This window comes from Curtobacterium sp. MCPF17_002, from assembly GCF_003234115.2.
GTDB lineage: Bacteria > Actinomycetota > Actinomycetes > Actinomycetales > Microbacteriaceae > Curtobacterium.
On the sequence record NZ_CP126251.1, the window covers coordinates 2,453,641 to 2,478,091 of the forward strand.

17 protein-coding genes and 2 rRNA genes are annotated in these 24,451 nt (G+C 67.0%); 2 read left to right on the plus strand and 17 right to left on the minus strand.

What is annotated here, in order from left to right; genetic code table 11:
* Nucleotides 1-95: 95 nt before the first annotated feature.
* From DEJ28_RS11435 to otsA, 15 genes are all read right to left on the minus strand, one after another.
* Nucleotides 96-3,224, minus strand: a 23S ribosomal RNA gene (locus DEJ28_RS11435).
* A gap of 458 nt (nucleotides 3,225-3,682) precedes the next feature.
* Nucleotides 3,683-5,204, minus strand: a 16S ribosomal RNA gene (locus DEJ28_RS11440).
* The 16S and 23S rRNA genes sit together here, the layout of an rRNA operon.
* A 538-nt stretch (nucleotides 5,205-5,742) precedes the next feature.
* On the minus strand, nucleotides 5,743-6,513 hold the full coding sequence (locus DEJ28_RS11445) for a fumarylacetoacetate hydrolase family protein (RefSeq protein WP_111114936.1): 771 nt from the start codon (nucleotides 6,511-6,513) through the stop codon (nucleotides 5,743-5,745).
* 29 nt (nucleotides 6,514-6,542) lie between these two features.
* Nucleotides 6,543-7,652: a branched-chain amino acid aminotransferase gene (locus tag DEJ28_RS11450; protein ID WP_111114935.1), complete on the minus strand. Its 1,110-nt coding sequence runs from the start codon at nucleotides 7,650-7,652 to the stop codon at nucleotides 6,543-6,545.
* A 15-nt stretch (nucleotides 7,653-7,667) separates the two neighbouring features.
* Complete coding sequence (locus tag DEJ28_RS11455; RefSeq protein ID WP_111114948.1) at nucleotides 7,668-8,735, minus strand: 3-isopropylmalate dehydrogenase; 1,068 nt, start codon at nucleotides 8,733-8,735, stop codon at nucleotides 7,668-7,670.
* A gap of 13 nt (nucleotides 8,736-8,748) precedes the next feature.
* Nucleotides 8,749-10,338, minus strand: a complete 1,590-nt coding sequence (gene serA / locus DEJ28_RS11460; RefSeq protein WP_111114934.1) for a phosphoglycerate dehydrogenase — start codon at nucleotides 10,336-10,338, stop codon at nucleotides 8,749-8,751.
* Nucleotides 10,339-10,530: 192 nt separating this feature from the next.
* Nucleotides 10,531-10,911: a hypothetical protein gene (locus DEJ28_RS11465; RefSeq protein WP_111114933.1), complete on the minus strand. Its 381-nt coding sequence runs from the start codon at nucleotides 10,909-10,911 to the stop codon at nucleotides 10,531-10,533.
* The gene (locus DEJ28_RS11470; RefSeq protein WP_111114932.1) at nucleotides 10,908-11,348 is read right to left on the minus strand and encodes a hypothetical protein; all 441 of its coding nucleotides are present in this window, start codon (nucleotides 11,346-11,348) and stop codon (nucleotides 10,908-10,910) included. Before DEJ28_RS11470 ends, DEJ28_RS11465 begins: the two co-directional genes overlap by 4 nt.
* Before the next feature lie 71 nt (nucleotides 11,349-11,419).
* A complete protein-coding gene (locus DEJ28_RS11475) occupies nucleotides 11,420-12,610 on the minus strand; it encodes a mannitol-1-phosphate 5-dehydrogenase (protein ID WP_111114931.1) in 1,191 nt (396 codons plus the stop codon).
* 243 nt (nucleotides 12,611-12,853) lie between these two features.
* Nucleotides 12,854-13,879: a ketol-acid reductoisomerase gene (gene ilvC / locus DEJ28_RS11480; protein WP_111114930.1), complete on the minus strand. Its 1,026-nt coding sequence runs from the start codon at nucleotides 13,877-13,879 to the stop codon at nucleotides 12,854-12,856.
* Between the two features lie 114 nt (nucleotides 13,880-13,993).
* Nucleotides 13,994-14,494 (minus strand): acetolactate synthase small subunit, encoded by a 501-nt coding sequence (gene ilvN / locus DEJ28_RS11485; RefSeq protein WP_022907763.1) that lies wholly within the window; start codon nucleotides 14,492-14,494, stop codon nucleotides 13,994-13,996.
* Complete coding sequence (locus tag DEJ28_RS11490) at nucleotides 14,491-16,314, minus strand: acetolactate synthase large subunit (protein ID WP_111114929.1); 1,824 nt, start codon at nucleotides 16,312-16,314, stop codon at nucleotides 14,491-14,493. Before DEJ28_RS11490 ends, ilvN begins: the two co-directional genes overlap by 4 nt.
* 46 nt (nucleotides 16,315-16,360) lie before the next feature.
* Nucleotides 16,361-18,055 carry a dihydroxy-acid dehydratase gene (ilvD, locus tag DEJ28_RS11495; RefSeq protein WP_111114928.1) on the minus strand — a complete coding sequence of 565 codons (1,695 nt, stop codon included), beginning with the start codon at nucleotides 18,053-18,055 and terminating at the stop codon, nucleotides 16,361-16,363.
* A 90-nt stretch (nucleotides 18,056-18,145) separates the two neighbouring features.
* Nucleotides 18,146-18,928, minus strand: a complete 783-nt coding sequence (gene otsB, locus DEJ28_RS11500; protein WP_111114927.1) for a trehalose-phosphatase — start codon at nucleotides 18,926-18,928, stop codon at nucleotides 18,146-18,148.
* Complete coding sequence (gene otsA / locus DEJ28_RS11505; protein ID WP_111114926.1) at nucleotides 18,921-20,513, minus strand: alpha,alpha-trehalose-phosphate synthase (UDP-forming); 1,593 nt, start codon at nucleotides 20,511-20,513, stop codon at nucleotides 18,921-18,923. Before otsA ends, otsB begins: the two co-directional genes overlap by 8 nt.
* A gap of 186 nt (nucleotides 20,514-20,699) precedes the next feature.
* Here otsA and DEJ28_RS11510 point away from each other — a divergent pair, with 186 nt between their 5' ends.
* On the plus strand, nucleotides 20,700-21,671 hold the full coding sequence (locus DEJ28_RS11510) for a magnesium transporter CorA family protein (protein ID WP_111114925.1): 972 nt from the start codon (nucleotides 20,700-20,702) through the stop codon (nucleotides 21,669-21,671).
* Nucleotides 21,672-21,677: 6 nt separating this feature from the next.
* On the opposite strand, the gene DEJ28_RS11515 is transcribed toward DEJ28_RS11510, so the two are convergent.
* Nucleotides 21,678-22,829 carry an ArsB/NhaD family transporter gene (locus DEJ28_RS11515; RefSeq protein ID WP_111114947.1) on the minus strand — a complete coding sequence of 384 codons (1,152 nt, stop codon included), beginning with the start codon at nucleotides 22,827-22,829 and terminating at the stop codon, nucleotides 21,678-21,680.
* A gap of 93 nt (nucleotides 22,830-22,922) precedes the next feature.
* On the opposite strand from DEJ28_RS11515, the gene DEJ28_RS11520 reads away from it, so the two are divergent.
* Nucleotides 22,923-23,114 (plus strand): hypothetical protein, encoded by a 192-nt coding sequence (locus DEJ28_RS11520; protein ID WP_111114924.1) that lies wholly within the window; start codon nucleotides 22,923-22,925, stop codon nucleotides 23,112-23,114.
* Between the two features lie 126 nt (nucleotides 23,115-23,240).
* Here the strand turns inward: DEJ28_RS11520 and DEJ28_RS11525 are convergent, their stop codons facing one another.
* Nucleotides 23,241-24,413 carry a mechanosensitive ion channel family protein gene (locus DEJ28_RS11525; RefSeq protein ID WP_111114923.1) on the minus strand — a complete coding sequence of 391 codons (1,173 nt, stop codon included), beginning with the start codon at nucleotides 24,411-24,413 and terminating at the stop codon, nucleotides 23,241-23,243.
* Nucleotides 24,414-24,451: the final 38 nt, after the last annotated feature.

The following is a 24,451-nucleotide window of genomic DNA, read 5'->3' on the forward strand; positions in this document are numbered from 1 at the left end:
ACGGGTGCAGCGCGGTATTCAGTTTCATGTTCCCGATCGTCTGTCGGGAACCACAAAGTGGACGCGAGCCCCAACCCGAAGGTTGGGAAATAGTTGGTGTCAAGTCTTCGGCTTATTAGTACCGGTCAGCTCCACGGGTCGTTAGTCCCCGCTTCCACATCCGGCCTATCAACCCAGTAGTCTGCTGGGAGCCTCTCACACTCAAGGTGCATGGAAATCTCATCTCGAAGACGGCTTCCCGCTTAGATGCTTTCAGCGGTTATCCGGTCCGAACGTAGCTAATCAGCGGTGCCCTTGGCAGAACAACTGACACACCAGAGGTTCGTCCATCCCGGTCCTCTCGTACTAGGGATAGATCTTCTCAAATTTCCAACGCGCGCAGCGGATAGGGACCGAACTGTCTCACGACGTTCTAAACCCAGCTCGCGTACCGCTTTAATGGGCGAACAGCCCAACCCTTGGGACCTACTCCAGCCCCAGGATGCGACGAGCCGACATCGAGGTGCCAAACCATGCCGTCGATATGGACTCTTGGGCAAGATCAGCCTGTTATCCCCGAGGTACCTTTTATCCGTTGAGCGACAGCGCTTCCACAAGCCACTGCCGGATCACTAGTCCCGACTTTCGTCCCTGCTCGACCTGTCAGTCTCACAGTCAAGCTCCCTTGTGCACTTACACTCGCCACCTGATTGCCAACCAGGTTGAGGGAACCTTTGGGCGCCTCCGTTACTCTTTGGGAGGCAACCGCCCCAGTTAAACTACCCATCAGGCACTGTCCATGAACCCGATCAGGGTCCTACGTTAGACATCCAAAGTGACCAGAGTGGTATTTCAACAATGACTCCACGAACACTAGCGTGCCCGCTTCACAGTCTCCCACCTATCCTACACAAGCCACTCCGAACACCAATACCAAACTGTAGTAAAGGTCACGGGGTCTTTCCGTCCTGCTGCGCGTAACGAGCATCTTTACTCGTAGTGCAATTTCGCCGAGTTCGCGGTTGAGACAGCTGGGAAGTCGTTACGCCATTCGTGCAGGTCGGAACTTACCCGACAAGGAATTTCGCTACCTTAGGATGGTTATAGTTACCACCGCCGTTTACTGGGGCTTAAATTCAGAGCTTCGCCCAAAGGCTAACCCCTCCTCTTAACCTTCCAGCACCGGGCAGGCGTCAGTCCGTATACATCGTCTTGCGACTTCGCACGGACCTGTGTTTTTAGTAAACAGTCGCTTCCCACTGGTCTCTGCGGCCTTCAACGCTCACGGAGTAAATCCGGTCACGTGTCCGGCCCCCCTTCTCCCGAAGTTACGGGGGCATTTTGCCGAGTTCCTTAACCACGATTATCTCGATCTCCTTGGTATTCTCTACCTGACCACCTGAGTCGGTTTCGGGTACGGGCGGCTGCAACCTCGCGTCGATGCTTTTCTCGGCAGCATAGGATCACTGATTTCCCCTTACGGGTACGCGTCGGATCTCAGGCATACAGACGACGGATTTGCCTATCGTCAGCCCTACATCCTTACACCAGGTTCACCTTACGGATACCATCGCCTGGCTCAGCTACCTTCCTGCGTCACACCTGTTCATACGCTAACCGCACCAGCATGGGTTCGAGCGTTAGACCGGACCGCATCACCCCGAAGGGATCCGCTGGAACCGGGTTAGGACTCTTAGCACCACTGGATTAGCTTGGGCGGTTGTTCGCCGGTACGGGAATATCAACCCGTTGTCCATCGACTACGCCTGTCGGCCTCGCCTTAGGTCCCGACTTACCCAGGGCGGATTAACCTGGCCCTGGAACCCTTGGTCTTTCGGAGGACGGGTTTCTCACCCGTCTTTCGCTACTCATGCCTGCATTCTCACTCGTGTAGCGTCCACGGCTGGATCACTCCGCCGCTTCACTCGCCACACGACGCTCTCCTACCACTCCGCACGACTGAACCACGAAGGCTTATCGAGTGTGCGAAATCTACAACTTCGGTGGTGTGCTTGAGCCCCGTTACATTGTCGGCGCGGAATCACTTGACCAGTGAGCTATTACGCACTCTTTCAAGGGTGGCTGCTTCTAAGCCAACCTCCTGGTTGTCTATGCAACTCCACATCCTTTCCCACTTAGCACACGCTTAGGGACCTTAGTTGGTAGTCTGGGTTGTTTCCCTCTCGACGATGAAGCTTATCCCCCACCGTCTCACTGCTGCGCTCTCACTCACCGGCATTCGGAGTTTGGCTGACGTCAGTAACCTGTTGAGGCCCATCGGCCATCCAGTAGCTCTACCTCCGGCGAGAAACACGCAACGCTGCACCTAAATGCATTTCGGAGAGAACCAGCTATCACGAAGTTTGATTGGCCTTTCACCCCTATCCACAGCTCATCCCCTCCATTTTCAACTGAAGTGGGTTCGGTCCTCCACGACGTCTTACCGTCGCTTCAACCTGGCCATGGATAGATCACTTCGCTTCGGGTCTAGGACATGCGACTGAATCGCCCTATTCAGACTCGCTTTCGCTACGGCTGCCCCTCACGGGTTAACCTCGCCACATATCACTAACTCGCAGGCTCATTCTTCAAAAGGCACGCCGTCACCCCTACTAAGGAGGCTCCGACGGTTTGTAAGCAAACGGTTTCAGGTACTATTTCACTCCCCTCCCGGGGTACTTTTCACCTTTCCCTCACGGTACTTGTCCGCTATCGGTCATCTGGGAGTATTTAGGCTTATCAGGTGGTCCTGACAGATTCACACGGGATTTCTCGGGCCCCGTGCTACTTGGGATACACATCCGGCCATAACACCATTTCGTCTACGGGGCTATCACCCACTACGGCCCGGCTTTCCAACCAGTTCGACTATGATGCGCTGTAACCGTCCCAGTCCGGCAGAACTGAGTGACGTGTCCCACAACCCCGACCATGCAACGCCCGCCGGCTATCACACATGATCGGTTTAGCCTCATCCGCTTTCGCTCGCCACTACTCACGGAATCACATGTTGTTTTCTCTTCCTGTGGGTACTGAGATGTTTCACTTCCCCACGTTCCCTCTACCCGCCCTATATATTCAGGCGGGAGTCACCAGGTCGCAAAAGCGCCCAGCGGGGTTTCCCCATTCGGAAATCCTCGGCTCACAGCTCGATTATCAGCTCCCCGAGGCTTATCGCAGATTTCTACGTCCTTCTTCGGCTCCAGATGCCAAGGCATCCACCGTTTGCTCTTAGAAACTTGACCACAAAGATTAAAATTGCGATCGACTCGTCAACAAGACCACCCCGAAAGGTGATCATCATTGCGAGTGATCTAAAAGATGCTCGCGTCCACTGTGTAGTTCTCAACATACGATCGGCACCACACTCCCCCGAAGCAAACGCTCCAGCTTCATGCAGCCCACCGAAGGACACCCACAAGTCTCACAACCTGTGCGGCCCAACCCCCACCACCCACACCCATCAGGGCATGACCAGCAGGAAGCCTGGTCCCTCAGGACCCAACAACGTGCACCAGCCAGCAGCTCCACCCCGACCCGTTCCAACCAGACAAAGCCCGGTGTACTAAAAATCGGAAGCATCACTCCCAACTGCACTGTCAATGTTCCACCCATGAGCTACCGGCAACCACGTTCGGGTTACTCGGCGCCTGGATCCCATCACCACCCCAAAGGGGCAGCCACAGAACCAGATGCTCCTTAGAAAGGAGGTGATCCAGCCGCACCTTCCGGTACGGCTACCTTGTTACGACTTAGTCCTAATCACCGATCCCACCTTCGACGGCTCCTTCCACAAGGGTTAGGCCACCGGCTTCGGGTGTTACCGACTTTCATGACTTGACGGGCGGTGTGTACAAGGCCCGGGAACGTATTCACCGCAGCGTTGCTGATCTGCGATTACTAGCGACTCCGACTTCATGAGGTCGAGTTGCAGACCTCAATCCGAACTGAGACCGGCTTTTTGGGATTCGCTCCACCTTACGGTATCGCAGCCCTTTGTACCGGCCATTGTAGCATGCGTGAAGCCCAAGACATAAGGGGCATGATGATTTGACGTCATCCCCACCTTCCTCCGAGTTGACCCCGGCAGTCTCCTATGAGTCCCCGCCATAACGCGCTGGCAACATAGAACGAGGGTTGCGCTCGTTGCGGGACTTAACCCAACATCTCACGACACGAGCTGACGACAACCATGCACCACCTGTACACCGACCACAAGGGGGCGACCATCTCTGGCCGTTTCCGGTGTATGTCAAGCCTTGGTAAGGTTCTTCGCGTTGCATCGAATTAATCCGCATGCTCCGCCGCTTGTGCGGGCCCCCGTCAATTCCTTTGAGTTTTAGCCTTGCGGCCGTACTCCCCAGGCGGGGCGCTTAATGCGTTAGCTACGACACAGAAACCGTGGAAAGGTCCCTACATCTAGCGCCCAACGTTTACGGCATGGACTACCAGGGTATCTAATCCTGTTCGCTCCCCATGCTTTCGCTCCTCAGCGTCAGTTACGGCCCAGAGATCTGCCTTCGCCATCGGTGTTCCTCCTGATATCTGCGCATTCCACCGCTACACCAGGAATTCCAATCTCCCCTACCGCACTCTAGTCTGCCCGTACCCACTGCAAGCCCGAGGTTGAGCCTCGGGATTTCACAGCAGACGCGACAAACCGCCTACGAGCTCTTTACGCCCAATAATTCCGGACAACGCTTGCACCCTACGTATTACCGCGGCTGCTGGCACGTAGTTAGCCGGTGCTTTTTCTGCAGGTACCGTCACTTTCGCTTCTTCCCTACTAAAAGAGGTTTACAACCCGAAGGCCGTCATCCCTCACGCGGCGTTGCTGCATCAGGCTTTCGCCCATTGTGCAATATTCCCCACTGCTGCCTCCCGTAGGAGTCTGGGCCGTGTCTCAGTCCCAGTGTGGCCGGTCACCCTCTCAGGCCGGCTACCCGTCGTCGCCTTGGTGAGCCATTACCTCACCAACAAGCTGATAGGCCGCGAGTCCATCCCCAACCAAAAAATCTTTCCACCACCAGACCATGCGGCCGGCAGTCATATCCAGTATTAGACGTCGTTTCCAACGCTTATCCCAGAGTCAGGGGCAGGTTACTCACGTGTTACTCACCCGTTCGCCACTAATCCACCCAGCAAGCTGGGCATCATCGTTCGACTTGCATGTGTTAAGCACGCCGCCAGCGTTCGTCCTGAGCCAGGATCAAACTCTCCGTAAAAAATTACAACCAACACCGAAGTGTCAGCGAGTTGATTCTGACTGTTGACTGTCTACTGACAATCTTCAATCCAAAAGGAATTGCTTCATGACCCGGTCAGCAAGCCGACCAGGCACGAGGTCAATCAATAAATTGGCATTGACAATGTGCACGCTGTTGAGTTCTCAAGGACCAGACGCACTCCCCGCTCGACCCCGAAAGAGGTTCCGCCAGAGAGGCATTTCGTCTTCACCCGGGAGGCACCACTACAGGAGTGGGTCTTCATCGGGATTCGTTGTCTGAGCGGGACCCCGTCCGGACTGCATCTCCGGGGCTCTCGCTCCGGTGACCGTCTCGGCCGTTTCGTTCTCCGCCTCAGTGGCAACGAGTGATTACTTTACACACGCCCCAGGGGTGCCGCCAACCGGCCCGGCCTCCCGGGCGTGTCGCGCCGCCGATCCGCACGGGGACGCGGAACGGCCCGCTCCAACGTGGGGAGCGGGCCGTTCGGGTCGTGCGGGACGAGCGTCGGATCGGATCGATCGCACCCCGGGTCGATTCACACGCGGGCGATGACCGGGTTCTTGAGCGTGCCGAGTCCGGAGATGGTCACCTCGACGACCTCGCCGTCACGGATCTCCCCGACGCCGGCGGGCGTTCCGGTGAGGATGACGTCCCCGGGCAGGAGCGTCCAGATCGACGAGATGAACTCGATGAGGAACGGGATGTCGTGGACCATCTCGCTCGTGGACCCCACCTGACGGAGGTCGCCGTCCACGCGGGTCTCGATGCGGATGTCCGACGGGTCGATCTCGGTCTCGATGGCCGGCCCGAGCGGGCAGAACGTGTCGAAGCCCTTCGCCCGCGTCCACTGACCGTCGCGGGCCTGCAGGTCACGGGCGGTCACGTCGTTCGCGATCGTGTACCCGAGGATGACGCTCGCGAAGTCCTCGCGTGCGACGTTCTTGGCGAGCGAGCCGATCACGATGGCGAGTTCGCCCTCGTGGTCCACGCGCCCGATCCCCGCGGGGAGCCGGATCGGGTCCTCGGGGCCGATGACCGAGGTGTTCGGCTTGAGGAACACCACCGGGTCGTCACCGGAACGCTCGTCCATCTCGGACGCGTGCTCGGCGTAGTTGAGCCCGACCCCGATCACCTTCGACCGCGGGATCACCGGTGCCAGGAGCTTGGCGTCCCGGAGCGGCACCCGCTCCCCCGTGGTCTCGAACCCCTGGTACATCGGGTCCCCCGCCAACACGACCAGGTCGCGCTCGTCGAGGATGCCGTACCGCGGGTCTTCACCCTTGCTGCTGAACCGTGCGATCTTCACCGTTGGAGCCTACCGACGCCGGATGGGTGTCAGGCCGGATCCGTCAGGCGCGTCATCCACCCGTGCGGGTCGGCACGTCGGCCGTACTGGATGTCGGTGAGCTCGTCGCGCAGGGACATCGTGAGTTCGCCGGCGCCGACCGTCGGCGAACCGATGGTGAAGCCCTCGCCGCGGAGCTCCGCGATCGGGGTCACGACGGCAGCCGTGCCGCACGCGAACGCCTCGGTGATCGAGCCGTCCGCCACGCCGTCGCGCCATTCGTCGAGGGTCACGCGCCGCTTCTCGACGGTCAGCCCCCGGTCCTCGGCGAGCTGCAGGATCGAGTCGCGCGTGATGCCCTCGAGGATGGAGTCCGAGTCCGGCGTCACGAGCGTGCCGTCGGACTTGACGAGCACGACGTTCATCCCACCGAGCTCCTCGAGGTACTTGCCCTCGACCGAGTCGAGGAACATGACCTGCTGGCAACCGTGCTCGTACGCCTCCTGCTGGGGCAGCAGTGAGGACGCGTAGTTGCCGCCGGTCTTCGCCGCACCGGTCCCGCCCTTGCCGGCGCGGGCGTACTCGGTGGAGAGCCAGATCGACACGGGCTTCGGGCCGGACGTGAAGTACGCCCCGGCCGGGCTCGCGATGCAGTGGTACGCGACCTCCTGCGCCGCACGGACGCCGAGGAAGGACTCCGTCGCGATCATGAACGGACGCAGGTACAGGCTGGTCTCGGGCGCCGACGGGACCCAGTCGACGTCGGTCTGCACCAGCTGCCGGATCGACTCGACGAAGGTCTCGACCGGGAGCTCCGGCAACGCGAGCCGTCGCGCCGACCGCTGGAACCGGCGCGCGTTCGCGTCCGGACGGAAGGACCAGACCGAGCCGTCCGCGTGGCGGTACGCCTTCAGCCCCTCGAAGATCTCCTGCGCGTAGTGCAGCACACTCGCGCTCGGGTCGAGGGAGAGCGGCCCGTACGGGTGGATCGAGGCGTCGTGCCACCCGGCGTCGAGCGTCCACTCCACGGTCGCCATGTGGTCGGTGAAGTGCTTGCCGAAGCCCGGGTCCGCGAGGATCTCCTCACGCTCGGCCGCCGCACGGCGCTCCGGCGAGGGGGTGGTCGCGAACTCGAGTCCGAAGGCGGTGTCGGTGCTCATCTGGGGAGACTCCTGTCAGGCGGTGGTGGTGCGTGCCGTGGCCGCGGCGGCGATGGCGTCGCCGATCTCGGCCGTGCGACGCTGCGAGGTGCCCCGGTCGGCCAGGTCTGCCTCGACGGCCCGCGTGACCGCCGTCGCGAGGTCGCTGCGACCGATGTGGTCGAGCAGCAGTGCGACGGACAGGATGGCGGCCGTCGGATCGGCCTTCTGCTGACCCGCGATGTCCGGCGCGGAGCCGTGGACCGGCTCGAACATGCTGGGGAAGGTGCCGTCCGGGTTGATGTTGCCCGAGGCCGCCAGACCGATGCCGCCGCTGATCGCGCCAGCCAGATCGGTGATGATGTCGCCGAAGAGGTTGTCCGTGACGATGACGTCGAACCTAGCAGGTTCCCGGACCATGTGGATGGTGACCGCGTCGACGTGCTGGTAGTCCACGGTGACGTCCGGGAACTCCTGCGCGACGGCCGCCACGGTGCGCTGCCAGAGGGCGCCGGCGTGCACGAGGACGTTGCTCTTGTGCACGAGCGTGAGGTGCTTCCGGGTGCGCCGGTCCGCCAGCTCGAAGGCGTAGCGGACGACCCGCTCGACGCCGAACGCGGTGTTCAGCGAGACCTCGGTCGCGATCTCGTGCGGAGTACCCGTCCGGATCGCCCCACCGTTGCCGACGTAGGGACCCTCGGTGCCCTCACGCACGACGACGAAGTCGACGTCGCCCGGTGCGGCGAGCGGCGTCGCCACGGCGTCGTACACCTTCGTCGGACGCAGGTTGACGTAGTGGTCGAACGCGAAGCGCAGCTTGAGCAGCAGCCCGCGCTCGATGATCCCGCCGGCGAGCCGGGGGTCACGCGGGTCACCGCCCACCGCGCCGAGCAGGATCGCGTCGTGGGTGGCGATGGCGGACATGTCGTCGTCGGTCAGGATGTCGCCGGTCTCGAGGAACCGTGTGGCACCGAGGGAGAACGGGGTCTCCTCGACGACGAGGTCGTCGGGGAGCACCGCGTGCAGCACCTTGAGTGCCTCGTCGATGACCTCGGGTCCGATGCCGTCGCCGCGGATCACCGCGAGGCTGATCTTCTGCGTCATGTCCGCCACTCCCCTACAGCGTGATGTCGATCTCGCGGAGCGACGCCGCGTCGATCGTGGACCGGACGTGCTCGAGGATCTCGGCGGGGACCGGCGAGTCGACGGTGAGGACGCTGAGCGCCTGACCGCCGGCGGCCTCGCGCGAGATCTGCATCGCCGCGATGTTGATGCCGGCCTCGCCGAACTCCTTGCCGTACACGGCGACGATGCCCGGGCGGTCCGTGTAGACCATCACCACGTGGTGCTCGGCGAGGGCGACCTCGACGTCGTGACCGTTGATCTCGACCAACTTCGCCACCTGCTTCGGCCCGGTGAGCGTGCCGGACACGCTGATCGCCGGACCGTCGGACTGGGCGCCGCGGATGGTGAGCACATTGCGGTACTCGGAGCTGTCCGCATCGGTGATGAGCCGGACGGTGACCCCGCGCTGCTCCGCGATGAGCGGGGCGTTGACGTAGGACACCTGGTCGCTGACGACGTCGGTGAAGACGCCCTTGAGCGCTGCGAGCTTGAGCACGCTCACGTCGTACGCGGCGAGCTCGCCGTGCACCTCGACGTCGATGCTCGTGACCGGCGAGGTGGCGAGGCCGGTGAAGACCTGGCCGAGCTTCTCGACGAGCGGGATGCCCGGACGGACGTACGAGTCGATGACGCCGCCGGCGACGTTCACGGCGTCCGGGACGAGTTCGCCCCCGAGCGCGAGACGCACCGACTTGGCGACCGAGACGCCTGCCTTCTCCTGCGCTTCGTCGGTCGACGCACCGAGGTGCGGCGTGACGACGACGTTCGGCAGGGAGACGAGCGGCGAGTCCTTCGGCGGCTCCGACACGAAGACGTCGAGGCCCGCGCCGGCGATCGTGTTCGAGGTGAGCGCCCGGTGCAGGGCGTCCTCGTCGATCAGGCCACCGCGCGCGACGTTGACGACGAACGCGGTCGGCTTCATCAGCGCGAACTGCGCGTCCGACAGCATGCCCAGCGTCTCCGGGGTCTTCGGCATGTGGATCGTGATGAAGTCGGAGCGCTTCAGGAGGTCGTCGAGCGACACGAGCTCCACCCCGAGCTGCTGGGCCCGCGCCGTGGTGACGTACGGGTCGTACGCGATCACCTGGACGCCGAACGCCTGCAGCCGCTGCGTGATGAGCGCACCGATGCGGCCGAGGCCGATGATGCCGACCGTCTTCTCGTAGAGCTCGACACCGGTGTACGCGGAGCGCTTCCAGGTGCCGGCGGCGAGCGACGCGTGCGCGGCCGGGATGTGCCGCGCGAGCGACAGGATGTGACCGACCGTGAGCTCGGCCGCCGAGATGATGTTCGACGTCGGCGCGTTCACGACCATCACCCCGGCGGTCGTGGCCGCCTTGATGTCGACGTTGTCGAGGCCGACGCCGGCACGGGCGACGACCTTGAGGTTCGGGGCCGCGGCGATCGCCTCGGCGTCGACCTTGGTGGCGGAACGCACCAGGACGGCGTGCGCATCGGCGAGGGAGGCCAGGAGCGCGGCACGGTCGGTACCGTCCACGTTCCGGATCTCGAAGTCGGGCCCGAGGGCGTCGACTGTGGCGGGCGAGAGTTCTTCGGCGATCAGGACGACCGGCTTCGGCACAGCTGCAGTTCCTCACACGAGACGGGCGGTATCCCACCATCGTATCGACGTGCGCCGGTCGTGACGACCGCAGCGACGGCCCTGTGGAGAACCGCATGACGGCCTGGAGGCGCGTGGCGGGGTCGACACGCGCCTCCAGGCCGTCACGTGAGCGTCTCCGGGACCGGAGCAGGCGTCAGAACTGGAGGAGCCTCAGAACTGGAGGAGGCTGGGCACGAAGAGCTGCAGGTCCAGCCACAGTGCGCCGGCGGCCGCGAAGGCGACCACGAAGACGGCGACGGTCACCGCGAGGGTCGACCGTCGGGTGATCACGAGCGCCGTCACGAAGGCGACCGGCGCGATCAGGATGTCGAGGACCAGCCACACCCACGGCGTGCTCGACTGGAGCGAGTCGCCGCCCGAGGTCGTGCTGAGGAACGCGTTGAACTCGTCGACCTTCTGCGAGATCTGCGACATGTTGCCCACGGCCTGCACGGTCATGTAGGCGAAGAGGACGGCGAAGACGAGCCAGACCACGATCCGGCCGACCAGTGGAGCCGCGGGCCGACGGACGGTCGGCGTCGCGGCGGTCACCCGAAGCTCCGGGTCATGAGGAACGGCCACGGGAACAGCACGAGCGCGCCGAGCAGCATCCAGAGCAGCCGGGTGCGGGTCCGACGGCCACGACCGGCCCAGAGGACGACGGTGAACCAGAGCGCCGGCGCGACGATCGACAGGAAGCGCAGGACCTCGACGAAGACCGTGAGGACGGTGTCGACGTTCGAGACGTAGGAGGTCGATGCCGTGAGCAGCCACGCCACCGTGTAGAGCAGGTAGAGACCGCCGAACACGCCGAACCCGACGAGGGCGCCGGAGGTCTCGGGCGCCTCGGGGTCACGGGTGCCGCGGTCCTTCACGGCGACCGGGTTGTGCGCCGCGTCGACGTGGGTCGCGTCGTCGGCGTCGCCCCAGCTGAGGGCGTCGTCGTCGTGGTCGACCGAGCCGTCGGGCGGGGATGCTGCCGTGGTCATGCACCGATTCTACGAGGGACGCGCTCGTGACGAGACCATGCGTCGGCTGGGAGCGGCTCGCGCGGAACGGGTCAGACGTCGGCGGGCTGCGTCTCGAGCACCTCGGCGACGACGTCGCGGACGGCCGGGAACAGCGGGTGGCTCTCCATGAGGCCGGTGAGGATCTCGGTGAGCGCGTGCGCGGTGGCGCCGGAGCGGAGGAGCGCGTGCAGCTCGATCGACTCGGGGTCGTTCTCGTCGTCGAAGTCGAGGGCCACGCGGACCGCGCCGAGCAGGTGGTCGACGGGGAGCCCGCGCTCGGCGAGCTGCGCCGCGGGACCGACGAAGCGCTCCCGGCGGCCGAGCTTCCGGAGCGGGTTCCGGCCGACCCGGACCGTGGTGTCCGGCAGGTGCGGGTTCGCGATCCGGGAGAGGTTCGCCGCGACGTAGCGTGCGTGCTCCTCCGGGTCGAAGCCGTGCTTCGCGACGAGCAGGGCCGTCGTCTCGGCGAGGACCCCGTCGACCTCGGCGCGCACGGCCTCGTCCTCGAGTGCCTCACGGATGAGACGGATGCCCCGGACGTAGCCGTGGTAGGCGGCCGTCGCGTGGGCGGTGTTCACGGTGTAGAGCTTCCGCTCGACGAACGGCTGCAGGTCGTCGACCCACGTCACGCCGTCGATCTCCGGCGGTTCCGAACCGGATCCGGCGAACGGGGTGCGCTCGATCACCCACTCGTAGAAGGGCTCGAGCACGACGTCGAGGCCGCCGGACTGCCCGAGCACGCCGGACTGGTCCGGCACGATGCGGTCGATGGCACAGTTCGCGAAGACGGCGGCGATGTCGCGGTCCTCGAGGATGGGGGCGCGCCGGATGCTGGCGTGCAGCGAGTCCGTCGCGTTGAACGCGTTCTCGCAGGCGACGATCGTGACGTCGCCGCGGTCGAGCGGACGGGCCGCGAGCCCCTCGGCGATGATCGGGGCGACCAGCGGGAGCGTCCGGGCACCGACGGCCGTGGTGACGACGTCGGCCTCGGCGATGGCCCGGATGACGTGCTCGCGGTCGGTCTTGCTGCTCAGCGCACGGAAGCCGTAGACGAGGTGCTCGACCGGCATCTCGCCGACCTCGTGCACCACGAAGCGGCCGGCCTCGTTGAGGGCCGAGACCACGCGGTCGTCGACGTCGACGAAGGTGAGCTCGTAGCCGCTCGCGACCAGGAACTGTCCCACGAACCCGCGCCCGATCTTGCCGGCGCCGATGTGGACCGCTCGCTTCGTCACCGCCATCCGACGATCCTCCCATGCCGATCGGTACGTTCTCGACCGGCCCCGGCCAGGGCGGACGACGACGGGCGCGCGACGGCCGCGCGCACGCCACGGGGACGCCGGTTCACGGCGTCGGGGCGGGTGAAGAGCTGCTGCATAACGTTCGGGTCACATCGCGAGGCGGCGGTGCGGGTGCACCGCCGCCTCGGGAGTCGAGTGGCGGTGCGGGTGCACCGCCGCTCGGGGTCGAGTGGTGTCGGAAGACTACCGCGCCGCGGAACCGTCCACGTAGTCGGCGTCGTTCGACTTCCACGCGAAGAGCGCACGCAGCTCGCGGCCGGTGGCCTCGATCGGGTGGCCCTCGCCCTTCGCACGGAGCGCCTTGAACTCCGGTGCGCCGGCGTCCTGGTCCTCGATGAAGCGCTTGGCGAAGGCACCGTTCTGGATGTCCGCGAGGACGGCCTTCATGTTCTCCTTGACCTCGGGCGAGATCACGCGCGGGCCGGAGACGTAGTCACCGAACTCGGCCGTGTCCGAGATCGACCAGCGCTGCTTGGTGAGGCCACCCTCCCAGATCAGGTCGACGATGAGCTTCAGCTCGTGCAGCACCTCGAAGTAGGCGATCTGCGGCTGGTAGCCCGCCTCGACCAGGGTCTCGAAGCCGTACTGGATGAGCTGCGACGTGCCACCGCAGAGGACGGCCTGCTCACCGAACAGGTCGGTCTCGGTCTCCTCGGTGAAGGTCGTCTTGATGCCGCCGGAGCGGAGTCCGCCGATGGCCTTCGAGTACGACCACGCGAGGTCCCAGGCGGACCCGGACGCGTCGACCTCGACGGCGACGATGACGGGGACGCCACGGCCGGCCTCGTACTCGCGGCGCACGGTGTGGCCCGGGCCCTTCGGCGCGACGAGGGAGACGTCGACGCCCTCGGGTGCCTGGATGTAGCCGTAGCGGATGTTGAAGCCGTGGCCGAAGACGAGCGTCGCGCCCGGCTTGAGGTTCGGCTCGATGTCGTCCTTGTAGACGATGCGCTGGACCTGGTCCGGCGCGAGGATGACGACGACGTCCGCCCACTTCGTGACCTCGGCCGGGGTGTGCACCTCGAAGCCGGCCTCTTCGGCCTTCTGACGGCTCTTCGAACCCTCCTGCAGGCCGATCTTGACCTCGACACCGGAGTCGCGGAGGTTGAGGGCGTGGGCGTGGCCCTGCGAGCCGTACCCGATGACGGCGACCTTCTTGCCCTGGATGAGCGTCAGGTCGGCGTCGGCGTCGTACACGATGTCAGTCACGGTGGTGGTTCTCCTGTGGTCGGTTGGGAAGCGTTCGTTGCTGAGTCTGGTGGAGACGGACAGGAGGCGCGGTGCTGGTGGCGACCCGCGCCTCCTGGCCGTCACGGGGCGCGGTCAGCGCACCCGGTCGGTGATGCTCTTCGGACCGCGGCCCATGCCGAGGAGGCCCGCACGGGCGAGCTCCTTGATGCCGTAGGGCTCGAGCACGCGGAGGATCGCCTGGATCTTGCCGGGGTCGCCGGTCACCTCGACGATGAGCGAGTCGTTCGCGACGTCGACGACCTGGGCGCGGAACAGGTTCACTGCCTCGAGCACGGCCGAGCGCGTCTGGTTGTCGACACGGACCTTCACGAGCATGTGCTCGCGCTGGACGGACTGCGAGAAGTCCAGCTCGACGATCTTGATGACGTTGACGAGCTTGTTGAGCTGCTTCGTCACCTGCTCGAGCGGGAGGTCCTCGACGTCGACGACGACGGTGATCCGGCTCAGGCCGTCCACCTCGGTGTTGCCGACGGCGAGCGACTCGATGTTGAACCCGCGGCGGGCGAACAGGCCCGCGACGCGCGTCAGCAGACCCGGCTTGTCCTCGACGAGGAGGGAGAGGACGTGGCTCATGCGGTTTCCCCCGTCATGTCGGCGTCCTCGTCGTCCCAGGTGGGTGCGAGGGCCTGGGCGTACTCGATGGACGAGTTGCTGACACCCTGCGGGACCATCGGCCAGACCATCGAGTCACGGCTCACCACGAAGTCGATCACCACGGGGCGGTCGTTCGTCTCGAGGGCCAGCGTGATGGCGGCGTCGACCTCGTCCGCCTTCTCGACGCGGATACCGAGCGCGCCGTACGCGTCCGCCAGCTTCACGAAGTCCGGCACCCGGCGCGAGTCGTGGCCGGTCTCGAGGTCGGTGAACGAGTGGCGGCCGTCGTAGAACAGCGTCTGCCACTGCCGCACCATGCCGAGCGACGAGTTGTTGATGATCGCGACCTTGATCGGGATGTCGTTGATGACGCAGGTCGCGAGTTCCTGGTTCGTCATCTGGAAGCAGCCGTCGCCGTCGATCGCCCAGACCACGCGGTCCGGCTCGGCGACCTTCGCGCCCATCGCTGCGGGCACCGAGTAGCCCATCGTGCCGGCGCCGCCGGAGTTGAGCCAGGCGTTCGGCCGCTCGTACTTGATGAACTGCGCGGACCACATCTGGTGCTGACCGACACCGGAGGCGTAGACGGCCTCGGGGCCGCTCAGCTCCCCGATGCGCCGGATGATCCCCTGCGGGGCGAGCAGGCCGTCGGTCGGCTCCGCGTACCCGAGCGGGAAGTCGACCTTGAGCTGGCGGAGCTTCGTCCACCACTCGTCGGTCGATGCGCGGTCGTCGACGGCGATGCCGTCCCAGGCGTCGAGCAGGTCGACCAGGACCTCGCGCGCGTCGCCCACGATCGGGACGTCGGCGAAGCGGATCTTCGAGATCTCGGCGGGGTCGATGTCGACGTGCACGACCTTGGCGTTCGGCGCGAACTCGTCGGCCTTGCCGGTCACACGGTCGTCGAAGCGGGCGCCGAGCGCGATGATGAGGTCGCTGTCCTGCAGGCCGAGCACCGCCGGGACGGTGCCGTGCATGCCGGGCATGCCGAGGTGCTGCGGGTGCGAGTCCGGGAAGGCGCCGCGTGCCATCAGCGTCGTCACGACCGGCGCACCGGTGGCCTCCGCGAAGCGGAGCAGCTCGGCGGTCGCGCGGGAGCGGATGACGCCGCCGCCGACGTAGAGCACTGGGCGCTGCGACGCGGCGAGGAGTTGCGCGGCCGCGGCGATCTGCTTGCCGTGCGCCTTGGTGACCGGGCGGTAGCCGGGCAGGTCGATCTTCGGCGGCCAGACGTAGGGCGCCGACTTCTGCTGGGCGTCCTTCGTGATGTCGACCAGCACCGGCCCGGGGCGTCCGGTCGTCGCGATGAGGTGCGCCGCGGCCAACGTCGCCGGCACGTCGGCCGGGTCGGTCACCAGGAACGAGTGCTTCGTGATCGGCATCGTGATGCCGACGATGTCGGCTTCCTGGAACGCGTCGGTCCCCATCAGCGTCGAGAAGACCTGACCGGTGATCGCGATGAAGGGCACCGAGTCCATGTAGGCGTCGGCGATGGCGGTGACGAGGTTCGTCGCGCCGGGCCCGGACGTCGCGATGGCGACGCCGACCTTGCCCGACGCCGAGGCGTAGCCCTCGGCGGCGTGGCCGGCGCCCTGCTCGTGACGGACGAGGATGTGGCGGATCGTCGTGGACGCCATCAGCTCGTCGTAGAACGGGATGATGGCACCGCCCGGCAGGCCGAAGACGTCGGTGATCCCGAGGTGCTCGAGCGTCCGGAGGACGGCTCCCGACCCGGTCAGGATCTCCGGCGTCCGGCGTGCACCGGCGGCCGCGGACAGCGGAGTGGCTTCCGTGGGCATGAGGTGGTCCTTGCCTGGAGAGGTGGCGATGGTGCGTGTGTCGACGCTAGCCCGTGACCGCGCCCTTGGCGGCGGACTGGACGAGCTTCGCGTACTTCGCGAGGACTCCGCGGGTGTAGCGCGGGGGCAGCGGGGCCCAGCCTTCGCGGCGGGCTTCCAGCTCGGCGTCGTCGACCAGTAGGTCGAGCGAGCGAGCCGCGATGTCGACACGGATGCGGTCGCCATCGCGCACGAAGGCGACTGGACCTGCGTCCACTGCTTCCGGTGCGATGTGGCCGATGCACAGGCCGGTTGTGCCGCCTGAGAATCGTCCGTCCGTCAACAGTAGTACATCCTTGCCGAGGCCCGCGCCCTTGATGGCCGCGGTGATGGCGAGCATCTCGCGCATGCCCGGGCCGCCCTTGGGGCCCTCGTAGCGGATGACGACGACGTCGCCCTTCTGGATCTTCCCCTCGGTGAGGGCGTCCATCGCGGCGCGCTCGCGGTCGAACACCCGCGCGGGGCCCTCGAACACCTCGGCGTCGAAGCCAGCGGTCTTCACCACGGCGCCCTCGGGGGCGAACGTGCCCTGCAGGATCGTCAGGCCACCGGTCGCGTGGATCGGGTTGTCGAGCTTGCGGAACACCTCGCCGTCGAGCTCCGGCGGGTCGATCGCGGCGAGGTTCTCGGCGAGGGTCTTGCCGGTCACGGTCATGACGTCGCCGTGCAGCAGTCCGGCGTCGAGCAGCGCCTTCATGATCACCGGGATGCCGCCGTTGCGGTCCACGTCGACCATGACGTACTTGCCGAACGGCTTCATGTCGGCGAGGTGCGGGACCTTCGAGCCGATCCGGTTGAAGTCGTCCAGGGAGAGCTCGACCTCGGCCTCGTGCGCGATCGCGAGGAGGTGGAGGACGACGTTGGTGGAGCCTCCGAGTGCCATGGCGACGGCGATGGCGTTCTCGAACGCCTCCTTCGTCAGGATCTGGCGCGCGGTGATGCCCTTGCGGAGCATGTTCACCACGGCCTCGCCGGAGCGGTGCGCGTAGTAGTCGCGACGACGGTCGGCGCTGGGCGGCGCGGCGCTGCCCGGGAGGGACATGCCGAGGGCCTCGGCGACCGACGCCATGGTGTTCGCCGTGTACATGCCGCCGCAGGCGCCTTCGCCCGGGACGATCGCGCACTCGATCTTCTTGAGCTCTTCTTCCGACATGGTGCCGGCCTTGCACGCACCGACGCCCTCGAAGGAGTCGATGATCGTCACCTCCTTGAAGGTGCCGTCGGCCTGCTTGACGTAGCCCGGCATGACCGAGCCCGCGTAGAGGAAGACGCTCGCCAGGTCGAGTCGGGCGGCGGCCATCAGCATCCCCGGCAGCGACTTGTCGCAGCCGGCGAGCAGGACGGTGCCGTCGAGGCGCTCGGCGTTCACGACGGTCTCGACGCTGTCCGCGATGACCTCACGCGAGACGAGGGAGAAGTGCATGCCCTCGTGCCCCATCGAGATGCCGTCGGAGACGGAGATGGTGCCGAACTGCAGCGGGTAGCCCCCGCCGGAGTGCACGCCCTCCTTCGCCCCCTGCGCGAGGCGGTCGAGGGAGAGGTTGCACGGGGTGATCTCGTTCCAGGACGAGGCGATGCCGATCTGCGGCTTCTCCCAGTCCTCGTCCCCCATGCCGACGGCCCGGAGCATGCCACGCGAGGTGGTCGCTTCGATCCCGTCGGTGACGACCCGGCTGCGCGGCTTGACGTCGATATCAGGCATGGAGCGAGTCTAGGCGCAGTTGGGATACCAACCGGACAACACCATGCGTTCGCATGCGAAAACCGGGCCTGGAGGCGCGGATCGCCTTGGTCAGCGCACCGCTCGGAGGCGAGCCAGCTGCTTCAGGACGTCGGTCAGCGCCGCCGGATCGGCGACACGGTGGCGGGCGAGCGTGTCGCCCTCCCCCACCTTCACGCCGACGTCGCCGTCACCGAGCACGCGGAAGCCGTCCTCATCGGTGACGTCGTCACCGGCGAAGAACACCGCGTCGGCACCGCGCAGCTCGCGCAGGCGGGCGATCGCGTCGCCCTTGGTCACGTGCCGGACGGCGAACTCGAGGATGTCCTTGCCGCCGCGTTCGAGGACGTCGGCGTCGGCCTCGTGCGCCGCGCTGCTCGCGGCGGCGTTCGCCTCGGCAGCGACCTCGGCGCTCACCCGGCGGGTGTGCACGCCGTGCCCGGCGGGCTTGTGCTCGATGACGACACCCGGGAACCGCGCGCCGACCTCGTCGAGCGCCGCACCGATGCGTGCGACCCGGGCGACCTCGTCGTCCGAGAGCGCTGCTTCGTCGTGGCCGTCGACCCGCCACTCGACGCCGTGCGACCCGACGAGCGCCATCCCGGCCGGCGCGTGGGTCACCGCGGCGAGGCTGCCGAGCGGCCGCCCGGAGACGAGCACCACCTCGGTGTCCGCCGCCCGCTGCAGGGTGAGGACGGCCGCCCACGAACCCGGCAGCGCCCCGACCTCGGACGGGTCGTCGGCGAAGGGCGCCAGCGTGCCGTCGAAGTCGAGGGCGACGAGGAGTCGCGGCGCAGCCGCGAGCGTCTCGAGGGCCGCCGTCAGGTCGGCCGTCGCGGTGGTCTCGTCACGCATCACGTGCCTCCCGGGTGTCCTCGGCCGCACGCGCGGTCTGGGCGTCCTCGTCGAAGATCGACATGTTGTCGGTCTGCGCCTCGCGGTGGCGGTCCGCCGGCTCGGTCGCCGACGGGTCGATCCGCGCGTTCCGTGGGGCGTGGCGGTCGAGCGCTTCCAGGAAGGAGCGCGACCACCGGGCCACGTCGTTGTCGCGCACGCGCTTCCGGAGCGCGCGCATCCGGGTCGAGCGTTCGCGTCGGGGCATCTCGATCGCGCGCTCGATCGAGTCCTTGAGGGCGCCGATGTCGTGCGGGTTGATGATGACGGCCTGCTTCAGCTCGTCGGCGGCGCCGGCGAACTCGGAGAGGATGAGGACGCCGTCGTTGTCGAAGCGGGTCGCGACGTACTCCTTCGCGACGAGGTTCATGCCGTCGCGGAGGGCCGTGACGAGCATGATGTCCGCCGCCAGGTAGAGCGCGACCATCTCCTCGCGCGGGTAGCCGTGGTGCAGGTAGGAGATCGGCTGGTGGCCGATGGTGCCGAGGTCGCCGTTGATCCGGCCGACGCTCAGCTCGATCTCGTCGCGGAGCATCCGGTAGGAGTCGACGCGCTCGCGGCTGGGGCTCGCGACCTGCACCAGCGTGGCGTCCTCGACACGGAGGCGGCCGTCCTCGATGAGCTCGCCGAACGCCTTGATGCGGTGCCGGATGCCCTTCGTGTAGTCGAGCCGGTCGACGCCGAGCAGGACGGTCTTCGGGTTGCCGAGCCCGGCACGGATCTCGCGGGCACGCTCCTGGACCTCGGGCTTCCTGGCGATGTCCTCGAAGCTCTCGGCGTCGATCGAGATCGGGAAGTGCCGCGCCTCGACGTGACGGACCGTGATCCCCTTGCGGCTCCGAGGAGCCTCGGGGTCGTCGACCGGCACGTCGATCGTGGTGCCCTTGGTCGTGTAGCCCTTGATGTGCCGCACCGCGCGGAGGAAGTCGCTGGCGTCGTCGTGCCGCTGGAACCCGATCACGTCCGCGCCGAGCAGCCCGTCGAGGATCTGTGCACGCCACGGCAGCTGGGCGTAGATGCCGACCGGCGGGAACGGGATGTGGTTGAAGAAGCCGATCGTGACGTCGGGGCGGCGTTCGCGGAGGAGCGCCGGGACGAGCTGCAGTTGGTAGTCCTGCACCCAGACGATGCCGTCCTGCTCGACGATCTCGGCGATCTGCTGGGCGAAGCGCTCGTTGACGCGCTGGTAGGCGTTCCACCAGTCACGGTGGTAGCTCGGGTGCTCGATGACGTCGTGGTAGAGCGGCCAGAGCGTGTCGTTGCTGAAGCCCTCGTAGTAGTCCTGCACGTCGTCGGCGCTGAGGGGCACCGGGACGATGTGGATCCCCTCGTTGTCGAACGGCTCCACCTCGACGTCGGGTTGTCCCACCCAGCCGACCCAGGCGCCCTCGTTCGCGCGCATCACCGGCTCGAGTGCGGTGACCAGGCCACCGGGCGAGTGCCGCCAGCCCTCGTTGCCGTCCTCGTCGACGACACGGTCCACCGGCAGGCGGTTCGAGGCGACGACGAAGGAGTACCGGGTCTGTTCGGTGCGGGGTGATGCCATGGGGTGGTGGAGTCTCCGTTCCGCCCGGCTCGAGCGCCGGGTTCAGGCGTAAGTTACCAGCGCACCGACAGCCGATTCACGGCGGTTCGGCGGCTTCGGGCCGGTGGCTGCGGGTCCGGACAGCTGTGGTGACCGGGCCGGACAGCCTGCGGCGGGTGCGCCGGCCCGCTCAGTAGGCTCGTCGGCATGGTCGTGACACGGGCGTGGCGGAACGGACACGCGACGGAACGGGACTTCCCGGTCGACCGGGTCTCCGACCTCATCGAGGGCGACGACACGTTCGTCTGGGTGGACTACACCGACCCGGCGGCCGCCGACCTCGAGCAGGTCGAGGAGGAACTGGGCATCCACGCCCTCGCGGTCGAGGACGCCGTCGAGCGCGGTCAGCGCCCGAAGCTCGACCGGTACCGGGACAGCCTGTTCCTGGTCGTCTACGACGTCGAGGGGCTCGACGCCGACGGGGACCTCGTCACCCACGAGGTGAAGGCGTTCGTCACGAAGCACGCCCTCGTCACGATCCACGGCGCCGACGTCGACACCGGTGCGGTCGAGCGGCGGCTCGACGCGAACGCCGACATCGCCGACCACGGGGTCCCGTGGCTCCTGTGGGGGCTGCTCGACGCGGTCACCGACCACGCCACGAGCACGATCGAGGACATCGAACGCCGGATCGACGACCTCGAGGACGACCTGTTCGAGCAGGGCGACCCCCGCGAGCAGCAGATCCAGCGCCGGGCGTTCCGGCTGCGGAAGGCGCTCGGCGTCCTCCGGCGGCAGGTCGTCCCCACCCGGGACAGCGTCGCATCGCTGCTGCACGGCGACGCCGAGTCGATCTCCGACGGCATCCGCCCGTACTTCCGTGACGTCGAGGACCACCTCGTGTCGATCGCGGACTCCGTCGACCAGCTGCGCGACGCGGTGTCGAGCGTGCTCGACACGAGCCTCAACCTCGCGTCGAACCGGCAGAACACGGTGATGAAGAAGGTGACGAGCTGGGCGGCGATCATCGCGATCCCGACGGCGATCACGGGGTTCTTCGGGCAGAACGTGACCTTCCCGGGCGAGGGTCAGTGGGGCGGGCTCTTCGCGTCCCTGGCGCTCATCGTCGCGTCGTCGCTCGTGCTGTACCGCGTGTTCAAGGCGAAGGACTGGCTGTAGCGCGGGCTACAGCCCGAGCGCGAGCACGCCGGCGACGACGGTGAGCGGGGCGACCACGCACCCGAGCGCCATGTACTTCCCCCACGACAGACGGACGCCCTCGGCCGAGAGCCGCGCGTGCCAGAGCAGCGTCGCCAGCGAGGCCCACGGCGTGATGAGGCACCCCGCGTTCACGCCGACGAGGAGCGCCGCGTAGCGCAGGGCCTCGTGCCCGGCGGCCGGCTCGAGCACCAGGTACGCGGGCAGGTTGTCGATCGCGTTGGCCGCCAGCGCCCCGGCACCACCGAGCACGAGGAGCGATCCGGTGTCGGTGCCGCCGGACAGCGCCCGCACGATCGGGTCGGTGAGCCCGGTGGTGTGCAGGGTCTCGACCACGACGAACAGCCCGGCCGCGAACACCAGCGTCGACCACGGCACCCGCGACGGCCTGAGCTCGGACGGCGCCCGGAACGCCGCGACGACGAGGAGGACCACGGCGGCGGCGATGGCGGCGACCCAGACGGTGACGCCGGCGGTGAGCGCGACGACGAGCGCGACGAGCACGCCGGAGGCCGACCAGAAGAAGACGGGGTCCGTCGACTGCCGGACCGAGACGGGCGTGTAGCGGCCGAACAGCCGCCCGCGGAACACCACGAGGAGCACCGCGCAGGGCACGACCACCCCGGCCAGCGCGGCCCACACCATGAGGCCCGCGAACGGGATCGGGCCGTCGAGGCCGATGCGGTCCACGGCGAGCAGGTTCGTCAGGTTCGACACCGGCAGCAGCAGCGACGCCGTGTTCGCGAGCCAGACGGTGGTCAGGGCGAACGGCATCGGCGGCAGGCCGACCCGGCGGGCGAGGGTGATGACGATGGGGGTGAGCAGCACCGCGGTCGTGTCGATCGACAGGAACACCGTGCACACCACGGCGAGCACGACGACCGCGCCCCAGAGGCCGATCGTGCGGCCTCCCCCGACGCGTGCCGCGAGGTCGGCGAGCCGGTCGAACACGCCCGCGTCGGCCGCCAGCTCGGCGACGATCGTGAGTCCGAGCACGAACGCCAGCACGGGGACGACCCGGTCGGCGAGGGTGGCGAGGTCGTGCAGGGGCAGCAGTCCGAGGGCCACGCAGACGGCGCCGACCACGAGCAGTGCCCCACCGATGACGGCCTGACGCAACGGCGGCTCCTCCACGAGTGCACCGGCAGGGCGACCGGCGGCGCTCCAATGTACTGGCCGGTAGCGTGGGCGGGACGACGACAGGAGGAACCCGTGCGGAAGTTCATGTTCAACGGTGCCGTGTGGAGCTCGATCATCAGCGGCTACAGCGTGCTCCAGACGACGCGGCACGGTCCGCGCGACTGGCGCCTGGCGCTGACGTGGGTGGCGTGGCTCTCGACGACGATCGTCGCGATCGGCACGGTCGTCGAGGACGACCGCGCCGTGAAGGCGCGCCAGCCCTAGGGCGGGACGCTGCGGTCGTGGACGCGACCGGGTGACGGACGGGAGGCGCGGTGCCGGCTGGCATCGCGCCTCCCGTCCGTCCGTGGCCGCGTCCGTCCGTGGCCGCGTCCCGCCGTGGTCGCGTCGTCAGCGTTCCGAGCGCGGGATGTCGGACGTCTGGATCGGACCGGTGAAGAGGGCGCCGTCCTGCTGGCCGGGGGTGAAGAGGGCCGAGGACGACGCGGTCGAGGCGGTCCGCCGCGACGACCGGGGTTCGGCGACGGCGCCGTCGACGACGAGCACCCGCTGCACCGGCTGGGCATCCGGGTGGGTCCGCTGGATCCAGGCGACGAGTTCCTCGCGGACGTAGCAGCGCAGGTCGAAGAGCGACGGGGCGTCGTGCGCGGTGACGAGCACCCGGACGTGCACGAACCCCTGCACGGCGTCGGTGACCTGCAGCACCTGGACCCGGCGGTCCCAGAGGTCGGTGCGCTCGAGGATCTGTTCGAGCTCGACCCGCATGTCCCCGGGCCGGACCCGCCAGTCGAGGTCGAACTCGACCGCCCCGAGCAGTTCGCTGTTCGTCCGGGTCCAGTTCTCGAACGGCGTCGACGTGAAGTAGGTCGACGGCAGCACGAACCGGCGGTCGTCCCAGAGGTGCACGACCACGTACGTGAGCGTGATCTCCTCGATGCGGCCCCACTGCTGCTCGACCACCACGACGTCGTCGACCCGGATCGACCCCGAGAACGCGAGCTGCATCCCCGCGAAGACGTGGCCGAGCGTGGACTGCGCGGCCAGGCCGGCGATGACCGAGATGAGCCCGGCCGACGCGAGGACGCTCGCGCCCGCCGCCTCGACGCCGGGGAACGTGAGCAGGATCGCGCCGACGCCGATGATGACCAGCACGGCCACCGTGAGGCGCCGGAGCACGAGCACCTGCGTCCGGATCCGCCGGGCGACCCGGTTGTCGGGGACGTCGACGCGGTAGCGGTGCAGGCCGAGGCTCTCGAGGAAGATCGCGATCTCGCACGCCAGCCACGTGCCGACGCCGATCGTCACGATGAGGAACGTGTGCGAGACCCCGTCCCGCCACGGGTACGCGTCGACGTCGTGCGGGATGGTCGTCGCGAAGGCCGCCCAGAGGAGCGCCACGAGGAGCATCGTCCGCGTCGGGTGCTTCGTGCGGCGGGACAGCACGGCGGCCCAGCGCTCCCGCCTCGCGAGGGCACGGAACACGAGGTGCAGGACGAGGGCGGCGGCGGCGGTGACGAGCAGCGCGAAGCCGATCGCGACGAGGAGCCGGAGGAGGATGTCCATCCCTCCATGGAAGCGGGCCCCGGCGCGGTCCGTTCAGG